Origin of the sequence: Spirillospora sp. NPDC049652 (genome assembly GCF_040675125.1) — a bacterium.
Classification (GTDB): Bacteria; Actinomycetota; Actinomycetes; order Streptosporangiales; family Streptosporangiaceae; genus Spirillospora.
Map to the genome: position 1 here is coordinate 16,749 of NZ_JBFAOF010000016.1, position 10,457 is coordinate 27,205.

Here is a 10,457-nt window from a genome sequence, read left to right on the forward strand (position 1 = left end):
CTCAGCACTCGGGGAAGAGGCGTTCGAGAACGCGCGCCACGCCGTCCTCGTCGTTGCTGCCGGTGGTGTCGGTGACGGCGGCGAGGACGTCCGGGTGCGCGTTGGCGACCCCGAACGAACGGCCCGCCCAGGTCAGCATGGGCAGGTCGTTCGGCATGTCGCCGAACGCCACGACCTCCCGGGCGTCCAGCCCGAGGTCGCCCGCGAGCTCCGCGAGCGCGGTCGCCTTGGTGACGCCGTGCGCGCTCATCTCCAGCAGCCCCCGGCCGGACGAGTGCGTCACGGTGACCAGGTCGCCGACCGCCCGCCGCGCGCGCCGCGAGAGGCCGTCCGGCTCGCTGTCGGGATGGAACGCCAGCAGCTTGGTGCCGGGCCGGGCGATCAGCTCCTCGCCGTCGACCGGCCGTCCGCCGATCGCGTCGGCGTCCCAGCGCCCCAGGTTGTAGCGCGCCTCGAACACGAACCCGTCCGGGTACTCGACGGCGAACCGGAGCTCGGGCTCGGTCGCCCGCAGCCGCTCCACGACCTTCGCGATCACCTCGGGCTCGATCAGCCGCGCCTTGAGCACCGCCTCGGTGTGCAGGTCGTACCGGACGGCCCCGTTCGCGCAGATCGCGACGCCCCGGTGCCCGACCGCCTCGGCGATCTCGTGCATCCACCGCGGCGGCCGGCCGGTCACCATGACCACGGTCGCCCCGGCGCGCTCCACCCGTCCGAGGGCCTCGACCGTGCGGTCCGAGACCGTCCCGTCGGACCGCACGATCGTTCCGTCCAGGTCGGTCGCGATCAACCGGGGCATGCGAGCGGCCATGTCACCTTCCAGAAGGCCCGTACCACGGCATGATCGAGCCGCGGTGCCCCCGAGCTTAGGCGACCCCGCCCCCGCCCGGGCCACCCGCCGCCGGTGCGCGCCCGCGCCCGGGACGCGAAGAAGCCCGTCCTTCACGGCGAAGGACGGGCTTCCTGGCGGTTCGTCAGCGCTTGACCGGCTCCAGGACCTCAAGGCCGATGAACTTCTGCAGCGCCTTCGGGACGCGGACCGAGCCGTCGGCCTGCTGGTGGTTCTCCAGGATCGAGACCATCCAGCGGGTGGTGGCGAGGGTGCCGTTCAGCGTCGCGACCGGGCCGCTCTTGCCGTTCTCGTCGCGGTACCGGACCGACAGGCGGCGCGCCTGGAACTCGGTGCAGTTCGACGTCGAGGTGACCTCGCGGTAGCGCTGCTGCGACGGCACCCACGCCTCGCAGTCGTACTTGCGGGCCGCGCTGGTGCCGAGGTCGCCCGCCGCCACGTCGATCACCCGGTAGGGGATCTCGACCTTGGCGAGCATCTGCTTCTCCCAGTCCAGCAGGCGCAGGTGCTCCTCGTGCGCGTCCGCCGGGTCGCAGTAGGAGAACATCTCGACCTTGTCGAACTGGTGCACCCGGATGATGCCGCGGGTGTCCTTGCCGTAGGAGCCCGCCTCGCGGCGGAAGCACGACGACCAGGCCGCGTACCGCCGCGGCAGCGCGTCGATGATCTCGTTCATGTGGTAGGCGGCCAGCGGCACCTCGGACGTCCCGACCAGGTACAGCTCCTCCTCGGGGAGCTGGTACACCTCGGCGGCGTGCGCGCCGAGGAAGCCGGTGCCCTCCATCGCCTCCGGTTTCACCAGCACCGGCGGGTACATCGGGACGAACCCGTTCTCGACGGCCTGCTCCATGGCCAGGTTGAGCAGCGCGTACTGCAGCCGCGCGCCGACGCCGGTCAGGTAGTAGAACCGCGCGCCCGACACCTTCGCGCCGCGCTCCATGTCGATCGCGCCGAGCGACTCGCCGAGCTCCAGGTGGTCCTTCGGCTCGAAGTCGAACGACGGCGTCTCGCCGACGTGCTCCAGGACGACGAAGTCGTCCTCGCCGCCGGCCGGGGCGCCCTCCTCGACCAGGTTCGGGACGACGCGCAGCACGTCGGTCAGCTCGCGGCCGATCCGGTCGGCCTCGGCCTCGGCGTCCTTCACCTGCTGGGCCAGCTCCTTGGCGCGGGTCAGCAGCGCCTGCCGCTCGTCGCCCTGCGCCTTGGAGACCGACTTGCCGAAACTCTTCTGCTCCGCGCGCAGCCGCTCGAACGACGACTGCGCCGAGCGGCGCCGCTCGTCCAGGTCGAGCAGGGTGTCGACGACGGTCTCATCCTCGCCGCGGGCGCGCTGTGACGCGCGCAGCCGCTCGGGATCCTCTCGAAGAGCTCGCAGGTCAATCACACCCATGAGGCTACCGGCCCGGGTGTGTCCGCCGCGCGCCAATATGCCCCCTGGTGCGATCAGCGGGTGCCGGTGGCGAGCAGGGCGTTGGCGGGCAGGGCCAGGCGGCCGTCGGACGTGGCGTAACGCGTGGCCAGCCGGTCGTAGGCGGCCTTGACCTTCGCGACGGTCGGGGCGTCCTGGCGGGAGACGATCACCCCGTTGGTGCCGATCCGGGCGAGCGCGCCGCCGGTCCACCATTCCTCGGGGTCGACCAGGTGCGTCCAGCGCAGCTCGGCGTCGCGGGCGTCCGCGAAACCCGCGTCGCGGAGCAGGGCGGCGAACGGGCCGCGCTTGCCCAGCTCGGCGAACGGCGACGTCGGGATGTCGTCCGGCACCGGCACGCCCGCCTCCTCCAGCGCCTCGCCGACCAGCGACAGCGCGCCGGACGGCGGCATCTCCCAGCAGGTCAGCGCCAGTTTCCCGCCCGGCCGCAGGACGCGGGCGAACTGCCGGACGGCCTCGTCCGGACGGCTCACATGGTTGATCACGAAGTTGCCGACGACCGCGTCGAACGACGCGTCCGGCAGGGGCAGCTCGGGCAGGACCGCCTCGCGGACGTCCAGGCCGGGCACGTTCGCGCGGGCCGTGGCGGCCATCCCGGGATCGGCGTCCACCGCGACCACCGACGCCCCGCGCCGCACGGCCTCCCGGGACACCACGCCCGGCCCGGTGCCGACGTCCAGGACGCGGGTCCCGGACGCGACGTCCGCGGCGTCCAGCAGCGGGCCCACCGACCACGTGCTCATCCTGGCGAATCCGCGCTGGTAGGCGTCGGCCCGGCCGTCCCAGAGGTCCCGTTCATAGGTGTCGAAGTCCACGGACCCACCGTAGATCAGCGCGCGTGACGCGGGGCGGCGATCCCCGGCGCGCACGGCGTGGGGAGATCGAGTCCGGGCACCGGCGCCGATCCAGGGGAAGGACGAAGGCTTTGCCTCAGTTCGACCAGAAGGGGAGGAAATATCATTTTCAGTAGAAAGGTGAGGATCAGTCCCCGGGTACGGGCGGCGGTGCTGGACAGCTTCCGGCTGACGGTCATCGCGGTCATGGCCTACGGGCTGGCGCGCTGGCTGCTGCCGCCCAAGGGCCCGCTGCCGCTGCTCGCCCCGCTGACGGCGCTGCTGGTCGTCCAGGTCTCGGCGCTGCAGACGCTGCGGTCGGTGTGGCAGCGCGTCCTCGCCGTCACCTTCGGCGTCCTGACGGCCGTGGCGCTCGGCGACGGCCTCGGCTTCTCCTGGTGGAGCCTCGGGCTGGCGATCTTCGCCGGCCTCGCCATCGGCTACGGGATGCGGCTGGGGGACCAGGCGCTGGAGGTCCCGATCAGCGCGATGCTGATCTTCTCCCTGGGCGCCACGAACGAGTCCGCCGCCTGGGAGCGGATCTCCGAGACCCTGATCGGCGCGGCGGTCGGACTGATCGCCGGGCTCGCCTGGCCGCCGCTGCGGATCGGCGAGGCCCGCGCGGCCCTCGGCGAGGTCGCCGGCCGGATCGCCGAGACCGTCGACGGCATGGCGTCCGACCTGCGCGCCGATCCCGGCGTGGACGAGGCCGAGGACTGGCTGGAGGACGCCAAGCGGATGTTCCGCGAGATCGCCCGCACCGACGAGGCCATCGGCCAGGCCGAGGACAGCGTCCGCCTCAACCCGCGCGCCCTCTCCCTGATCGACGCCGGCGTCGCCCTCCGGGACGGCCTGGAGATGCTGGAGCACTTCTGCCTGTCCCTGCGGACGATGAACCGCGCGATCGTGGACAGCGTCCGCAGCGAGGACGACGACGAGCACATCCTGGCGAGCCAGGACGCCCGCGACCGGCTCGCCGACGTCATGGACGAACTGGGCGACGGTGTCCGGGCCTACTGCAGGCTCGCGACCACCGACCTGACCCGCAAGACCGTCCCCCGCGAACTGGAGGAACGCCTGGACGCCATCGTCGAGTCCGCCAGCGAGGACCGGCACCGCCTCGCCGCCCTGCTCTCCGAACAGGAGAACGGCATCCGCCAGCGCACCCTCTACGGCGAGATCATCATGCACATCGACCGGCTGATCAACTACCTGCACCCCGAGCACCGCGAACGCGCCCGCGAACGCTGGCGCGGCCGCGACCTGGCCGCCCGCCACCTCCCGGACCGCCAGGCCGGCATCGTCCGCCGAACCCGCCGAAGCGGCCGCCCGCGCCGAAGAGGAGCCGACACCCCGCCGCCCCTCGACACCACCCCCCCGGCCCGCACCCCCAAGAACCGAAACCAGTGACCCCCGCCCGATCAGTCCTCGCCGAACACCTGCTCCAATGAGGCGGCCTCGGCCCCCCGCCGCAGCCACCGCTTCAGCGTCTTGCTCTCGGTGCAGGAGGTGATGCGTTGCCGGGCGGCATCCGTCAGGGCGAACCGTGCGGACAACAGGTCGATCACCATCTCCTGCTCTCCGCGGATGAAGCCTTCGGCACGGATCTCTTCGAAGAGCCTCTTGTCCTTGATGATCGTGCTCACAATCTGCCTCCAGGGTTCGAGCAGGCTGCTCTTGGCCAGCCCGGCGTGAAGAAAAGTCCCCAGGAACCGGGCGGTCTCCAGATCCTGTTGCTTGAGAGCGGCCAACCCCTCTTCCAGGGCCTCGATTATGCCCGGCGTGGGCTCACGCGACGCGTGTGTCAGGACACGGAACGCGGCGGACATCGGGTCGCGGACGAACTCGGCGGCCGAGGTCAGCGGGCTCACGTTGTCCGGGGCCAGGACGATCGGCCAGGTGCACTGGGACGGCCGGTCCGCCAGCCCGGTGAAGATCGCCTGGCGGGCCCAGTTCGCGGTGGCGACATCGTGGCAGACGACGATGAGGGTGACCTCGCAGTCGTACTTGTTGCGCAGGTAGGCGACGTAGTACGGCCACGCCTTCAGCTTGTCCCGGGCGACCCGCTCCTGCGCCTCGATGACCACGATGTGCGGGCCGTCCACGGTCTCCACCATCAGCACGGTGTCGGCCTCGGACTCGACGGCCCGGATCTCGTTCAGGTTCGAGTTGATCTCGTGGACGGCGAGCACCTTGGGGAAGCTGAGGCCCGCCGCCCTGTCCAGGAAGTCGGCGAACAGGCGCGGGTCGTGGCGGAAGATCTGATGCAGCGCCTCGTGCGGGGGCTTGACCATGAGCGGCACATTACCCACCGCAGTCGAACGATTACCTGAGGTTCGAGGTTTTTGGTTCGTGCAAATGTCCCGGCAGCAGAAGGGCCGCCCCCAGTTGGGGAGGCGGCCCTTATGTGGGGGTGGTGGTCAGCGGACGTCGACGTAGTCGCCGGTGCTCCAGACGCCCAGGTAGGAGGAGCTGCCCGCGTAGGCGGCGGCCCAGGTGCCGTCGGCGGTCGCCTTGAAGTTCTTGCTGAACCAGCCGTTGCGGTCGGCCTTGGCGGTTCCCATGGCCTTCCACTTCGACGACCCCGAAGGCTTGAAGTAGACCGTCAACGCCGCCCCCGCGCCGGGCTTCCAACTGCCGACGAGCTTGGTGAGCCGTCCCTTCACCGTGAGCGTCCGGCCCTTCTTCACCGGCTCTGGCGACGCGTTGAAGGACGAGACCGCCGTCTTGTACCGGGCGTCCACGAAGATGCGCGGGGTCGCGGACGCCTCGTCCAGGGTGCCGCCGATGCCGGTGCCACCGGCGAAGTCCACCCACCAGGTGCCTTCGGACTTGGCGACACCGGTGAGCGAGAAGCGTCCGGCCGCGTCCGTCCGGCCGACGGCCATGTTGAACATCCGCCCCGGTCCGGGGCTGAACGTGAGCCGCACGGGGACGTTGGCGACGTTGGTCTTGCCGGCCGGTGCGCCGGTCCGGACGATCTGGCCGCTCAGGGTGACCTTGCCGTTGACGGCGACGGGGCTCGGCCGGGCGGTCACGCCGATGATCCGCGTCCGGAACGAGGATCGGCGATGCTCGCCCGCCATGGTGCTCTGGAGGAAGGGGCCGTTCGCGGAGTCCACCCGCCAGGTGCCCGATCCGGTGACCGTGACAGGCAGCGAGTAGCGGCCGTCGGCTCCGGTGGCGAGTGTGCCGAGTGCGGTGCCCTGGCTGGTCCCCTCGGGGATGAACGAGAGCTTGACCGGGCTCGCGGGGAGCGGGACCCAGGCTCCGGCGGAGTTCTGGCGTTCCAGCAGCCCGGAGAGGGTGATCCTGTCGCCGACCCGCGCGGCGCTTGGGACCGGAGTGATCGAGACCCGCGTCGGCTGCGCCCGGAAGGGGAAGCTCACCTTGGCCGTCGCGGAGGCGTAGCCGCTGTGCCCGGAGACGTGGAGCGAGGCGTCCGGGACCGTCGGCCTCACCTTCAGCGAGAAGGAGCCATCGTTCGCGGTCGTGGTCTGGGCCTCCGGTGCGTTCAGGGAGACCGTCACGCCGCCGAGCGGCGCGCCCGCGGTGTCGGTGACCCGGCCGGTGATCGTGACCTCGCGGTGGTCGAAGTCGACCGTGCCGGGGGTGACCCGGACGTCGGCCAGCCGCTGGGCCTGGAGCATGGAGAAGATCGGCGACCGCATGAGGCGACTGTCGTTCTGCTCGTCCCAGACCGTCACGGCGACCTGGTACCGGCCGGGAGCCGGCGGGTCGAAGACCAGGCCGGTCGCGTAGTCGGTGCGGGTGACACCCCCGGGCAGCTCCGCCGACTGCTGCACCGTGGGCACGACGTCCGCGCCGATCTGCTCGTTCGTTCCAGCCCGGTAGAGCCGCGCCACGATCTTGCTGACCTCGCCGGAGTGCGTGACGACGGCCTGCGCGCCGAACGCGCCGGTCGTGAACCCGCCCCGGCCTGCAACGAGAGTGAAGACGCCGCCGGGTCGGTCGAGGAACGCGACCTGAGCGATCTCGGTGTGCTCACCCGACGGGTCGTCGACCCGGACGTCCAGGTAAGTGCGGCCATCCCGGAGGGCGAAAGGTGCTGTGGCGGACCAGACGGCGCCTGCCTCAGGCTCACCGCTCTCCTCTCCCCGCGCTACTCCGGGGACGGTCGCGTACGGCTCGGTCGCGCCCTTGAGGCGGAACCCGAAATCGACGGTCGCCTGAGCGTCGGCGGCGATGAGCCGCACGTAGGGCGCTGCCTTGCCGTCCGTCCCCACAACGATCCCCGCGTCCGCGACGATCGGGCCGGACGCCGATTCGGCGGACGCCGGCGCGAACGGCAGCAGGGCCAGGACGGTGAACAGCGACGCGAGGGCCGCCAAAGATCTTCGCAAGGAACGCTCTCCATGATCACGTGGGTGAAGCATGGAGAGGACGCGTGAAGGTCAACGGGGGTTTACCTTCGCGCTGCGGGGGTTTCGGTCAGCGTTCGGTGGCGCCGCAGCGGATGGTGGCGAGCCAGGCGGCGGCCTCGGTGAAGTCGTGGTCGTGGGTGCCCCGGCGGACGTCCGGGCGGACCTTGTCGGCGCGGCTGTAGGAGCCGAGGAAGCGGACGTCGGCGCAGACGCGGCGCAGGCCCATGAGGGCCTCGCCGACGCGGGACTCGAAGACGTGGCCCTCGAAGTCCATCCAGAACAGGTAGGAGCCGAGGCCCTGGCCGGTGGGACGGGACTGGATGAGGGACAGGTTGATGCCGCGCACGGAGAACTCGGTGAGGATCTCCAGCAGGGCGCCGGGGTGGTCCTCGCCGAGGAAGGCGACGACGCTGGTGCGGTCCATGCCGGTGGGGGGCGGCGGGGAGCAGGGGCGGCGCAGGGCGACGAAGCGGGTGACGGCGTCGGCGACGTCGTGGATGTCGGAGGCGAGGACCTCCAGGCCGTACCGGGCGGCGGCGAACGAGCCGGCGAGGGCGGCGTCGTAGTGGCCGTCGGCGACGTGCTGGGCGGCCTCGGCGTTGGACGTGGCGGCGCGCCACTCGGCGTCCGGGACGTTCGCCCCGAGCCAGCGGCGGCACTGCGGCTGGGCGTGCGGGTGGGACGCGACGGTCTTGACGTCCGCGAGGTCGGTGCCGGGCCGGACGAGCAGGGCGAACGAGACCGGCAGGTGGACCTCGCCGACGATCTGGACGGGGTCGCCGGTGGCCAGCTCGTCCAGCGTGGTCGGGACGGAGCCCTCGACGGAGTTCTCCAGGGCGACGAGCGCGCCGTCCATCTCACCGCCGCGCAGGGCGTCCAGGGCGGCGGGGACGGTCGCGAACGGGACGTGCTCGGCCCCGATCGCGCCGGGGAAGGAGCGCAGCGCGGCCTCGGTGAAGGTGCCCTGCGGTCCGAGATAGGCCCATTTGCGCTGATCAGGCACGATACGTCCCCCCGAGTGCGGTGACCGGTCGTCAGGAGTGTACGTGGTGGACGGCCGGGATCTCAGGTAGGCGTGCGCGCGGTCCGGCCGGAGTCGCCGAAGTCGGGCAGCGGGTCGTCCATGGTGACCACGGGCCCCTTGCCCAGGCGGGCGGCGCGCAGGGCCTGGTTCTCCTCGGGCGACAGGGGCTCGGCGGGGTGGCCGTCGCGGATCGGCTTGGCGTAGGTGCGGGTCTCGGTGCGGCCGATGATCGAGCTGATCACGACCCCGTTCCCGGCGGCGTTGATCAGGGCCAGGGAGAAGGAACGGTGGCCGGACATCTCGCGCAGCGCGTCGTAGTGCACGATCGCCAGGTCGCGCAGGGCGTGGCCGTCGATCGCGCCCGGCGGACCGGCCGCCCGGAGCTGTCGGCGCACCACCTCCGCGCACTGCTCGACCACCTGGTTGGCCCGGTTGTGGGCCACCACGGCGACCGAGAGTCCGGCCACGCCGGCGACGAGTCCCGCGATGGCAACGGCGGCAAGCATCACGGGGTGAGCGTACCGACACCGTCCCGGGGGCGAGCGGGATCCCCGCGTCTGTCGTTCCGGGACAGCCGGTTCACCAGCCACAGCCCGAGGACGGCCATGAGCGCGACGGCGCCGAAACCGAACAGGTCCCGGATCAGCTGCCCGGCGATCTGCAAGATCAGCGGATGTTTCGGCCCGGTCAGGTGCGTCCCCCACCACGGCACGGGGAACAGGTAGAACAGCCAGACGGCCCCGGCCGCGAGCCATCGGCGCCGGTCCCGCCCGTCCCCGGCGAGCGCTCCCACCACGGCGATGACCCACACCAGGTGGTGGATCCAGCCGACCGGCGACAGCAGCACCGACAGCAGCCCGGTGATCGCCACGCCGGCGAGCAGCAGGCTCCGCGCGGCCTCGCCGGACACCGGGTCGGCGGCGAGCATCCGGTCGGTGCCCCAGCGCCGGGACGGGTCGGGCGGCAGGGCGGGCAGCGCGAGCCGGTCGGCGGAGACGGTCGCGCGGCGCGCCAGCCGGAACCCGGTGTAGGCGACGACGAGGACGAGCAGGCCCCACAGCGGCGTCTGGAACGGGCCGTCCGGGATGACCCGGGCGACCCAGCCGTTCAGCGCCTGGTTGGTCGTCCCGTTCACCGCGCCGGTGCGGTCGCCGCCCTGCAGCAGCGCGCCGAACCAGTAGTCCACCGAGTCCGAGGGCAGCCAGGCGAACGCCAGCAGGGACGCGGCGGCGGCCGTGAGCAGGGAGTTCAGCGCGGCCTGGCGGCGTCCGGTGATCCAGAAGTAGATCAGGAAGACGCCCGGCACCAGCTTGATCGCGATCGCGAGGCCGACCAGCGCGCCGCGCGGCCAGTAGGCGGTGCGGGCCATCGTGTCGGCGAGGCAGAGCGCCATGAGGAAGAAGCCGACCTGGCCGAACCGGATCTGGTCGTACGCCGGAGTCAGCCAGGCGCACGCGCCGAACAGCACGCCGAAGGTCAGCGGGGCCCAGCGGCCGGTGCGGGCGATCAGGTCGCGGAACGCGAACCGGATGATCACGGCGAGCGCGGCGTACTCCAGGGCCGTCCAGACCCACTGCGCGGCCGTCCAGGACATCAGCGTGAACGGCACGGCGAGCAGCGCCGGGAACGGCGGATAGGTGAACGGCAGCAGCTGCGGCGGCTGGGTCAGGACGTCGTAGAGCTTGGCCTGGCGCAGGAGGGCCCGGCCGCCCTCCCGGTACACCTCCAGGTCGACGAGGCGCTGGTCGGGCGGGTTGCCCAGCCAGCGGACGACGATGGGTGTGATCGCGGCCACGGCGACGAGGATCCCGGCGGCCAGGATGAGCCAGTCCGCCGTGCCACGCGGGCCGTGGCGGCCGTCGCCGCTCCGCTCGGCGGCGCGGCGGGCCGACACGTCGGGCCCGCGCGCGTCCCCGCGCGCGTTCCGCGCGCCCCT

The 10,457-nt window shown here is 72.1% G+C and carries 9 protein-coding genes; 1 reads left to right on the forward strand and 8 read right to left on the reverse strand.

Annotated elements, in window-relative coordinates:
* Position 1 precedes the first annotated feature (1 nt).
* The 3 genes from AB0J52_RS02675 to AB0J52_RS02685 form a co-directional block, all read right to left on the reverse strand.
* On the reverse strand, positions 2-811 hold the full coding sequence (locus tag AB0J52_RS02675) for an HAD family hydrolase (RefSeq protein ID WP_500179809.1): 810 nt from the start codon (positions 809-811) through the stop codon (positions 2-4).
* Between the two features lie 163 nt (positions 812-974).
* Complete coding sequence (gene serS, locus AB0J52_RS02680) at positions 975-2,234, reverse strand: serine--tRNA ligase (RefSeq protein WP_500179810.1); 1,260 nt, start codon at positions 2,232-2,234, stop codon at positions 975-977.
* A gap of 59 nt (positions 2,235-2,293) precedes the next feature.
* Positions 2,294-3,094: a class I SAM-dependent methyltransferase gene (locus AB0J52_RS02685; protein WP_500179811.1), complete on the reverse strand. Its 801-nt coding sequence runs from the start codon at positions 3,092-3,094 to the stop codon at positions 2,294-2,296.
* Between the two features lie 159 nt (positions 3,095-3,253).
* Between AB0J52_RS02685 and AB0J52_RS02690 the strand changes: the two genes are divergently transcribed.
* Entirely contained in the window at positions 3,254-4,522 is a 1,269-nt protein-coding gene (locus tag AB0J52_RS02690) for an FUSC family protein (RefSeq protein WP_500179812.1), read from the forward strand.
* Positions 4,523-4,533: 11 nt separating this feature from the next.
* On the opposite strand, the gene AB0J52_RS02695 is transcribed toward AB0J52_RS02690, so the two are convergent.
* The 5 genes from AB0J52_RS02695 to AB0J52_RS02715 all read right to left on the reverse strand — a co-directional run.
* On the reverse strand, positions 4,534-5,406 hold the full coding sequence (locus tag AB0J52_RS02695; protein ID WP_500179813.1) for an RpnC/YadD family protein: 873 nt from the start codon (positions 5,404-5,406) through the stop codon (positions 4,534-4,536).
* 126 nt (positions 5,407-5,532) lie between these two features.
* Complete coding sequence (locus AB0J52_RS02700) at positions 5,533-7,476, reverse strand: carboxypeptidase-like regulatory domain-containing protein (RefSeq protein WP_500179814.1); 1,944 nt, start codon at positions 7,474-7,476, stop codon at positions 5,533-5,535.
* 88 nt (positions 7,477-7,564) lie between these two features.
* The gene (pheA, locus tag AB0J52_RS02705; protein ID WP_500179815.1) at positions 7,565-8,500 is read right to left on the reverse strand and encodes a prephenate dehydratase; all 936 of its coding nucleotides are present in this window, start codon (positions 8,498-8,500) and stop codon (positions 7,565-7,567) included.
* Positions 8,501-8,562: 62 nt separating this feature from the next.
* Positions 8,563-9,027, reverse strand: a complete 465-nt coding sequence (locus AB0J52_RS02710) for a DUF4446 family protein (RefSeq protein WP_500179816.1) — start codon at positions 9,025-9,027, stop codon at positions 8,563-8,565.
* On the reverse strand, positions 9,027-10,457 hold a 1,431-nt coding region (locus AB0J52_RS02715; protein ID WP_500179817.1), incomplete at its 5' end, for a glycosyltransferase 87 family protein. The genes AB0J52_RS02715 and AB0J52_RS02710, both read right to left, overlap by 1 nt.

What these genes read in the sequence shown, in the direction of transcription:
- AB0J52_RS02710 (WP_500179816.1), bottom strand. Translation starts at nt 9,027, where the DNA reads ATGCTTGCCGCCGTTGCCATCGCGGGACTCGTCGCCGGCGTGGCCGGA.
- AB0J52_RS02695 (WP_500179813.1), bottom strand. Translation starts at nt 5,406, where the DNA reads ATGGTCAAGCCCCCGCACGAGGCGCTGCATCAGATCTTCCGCCACGAC.
- AB0J52_RS02675 (WP_500179809.1), bottom strand. Translation starts at nt 811, where the DNA reads ATGGCCGCTCGCATGCCCCGGTTGATCGCGACCGACCTGGACGGAACG.